Origin of the sequence: Methylobacterium sp. WL64 (genome assembly GCF_008039945.1) — a bacterium.
In the GTDB taxonomy this organism is placed as follows: Bacteria; Pseudomonadota; Alphaproteobacteria; order Rhizobiales; family Beijerinckiaceae; genus Methylobacterium.
Genome location: NZ_VRVA01000314.1, coordinates 1 through 672, shown reverse-complemented (window position 1 = coordinate 672; position 672 = coordinate 1). Strand labels below are relative to the sequence as shown.

2 pseudogenes are annotated in these 672 nt (G+C 67.7%); both read left to right on the top strand.

The features are described from left to right. Positions 1–163: 163 nt before the first annotated feature. Positions 164–538 (top strand): annotated as a pseudogene (locus FV242_RS34060) (IS66 family transposase); the annotation flags it as partial. Positions 539–589: 51 nt separating this feature from the next. Further along, positions 590–672, top strand: a pseudogene (locus tag FV242_RS34055) (IS5/IS1182 family transposase); the annotation flags it as partial.

Here is a 672-nt window from a genome sequence, read left to right as displayed (position 1 = left end):
CTGCCCGACCATCCCGCCCGGCGTCTTGACGACCTTCTGCCCTGGAACTGGACCCAGCCTCAGCCCCGGCAGATCGCAGCCTGATGCCCCGTCGGAAGCACAACTGCGGCCTTCACCGTAGGCGTACCATGGTGTACGCGGCCTCGCCGATGCGGGGGGCGTCGTGGTGCGGGAGATGATGGACGGCCACCGGCCGGCGGTGTGGATCACGGATCGTTGAACCGCCCGGCACGGCCAAGCCGCCGCGCATCAGACCCGCTTCGCCAATCTCGCCCGCGACGTCGCCTACGTCATCGAGACGAGCGACGATCCCGTGCCCTCGCGTCTGCAACTCTGACTGCAATCCGTGTTCGCCCTGGCCGAACGTGTCACTGATCGGGCCACCTCGACGCTCGCCGCCAAGCGCCGGAGTCTGGATCGACAGCTCGGTGCCATCCTCGTCACCCCGAGCGGTTGTAAGCTAACCGGAGCTCTCCAGGCCAAGATCGGACGGGCACGCCGTCAGCTGCTCGTCTTCCTCGCCCACCCCGGCGTGGTCGAATCGACTAAGAGCGCCTAACGAAACCGGCGGTTGGCGCGTTGGTAGAGCATGGCGAAGTTCCTCGTTCCCGACGATCTCTGGGTGGTGATCGCGCCGCTGCTGCCTCCGGCGCGGGTGCGTCCGAAGGGCGG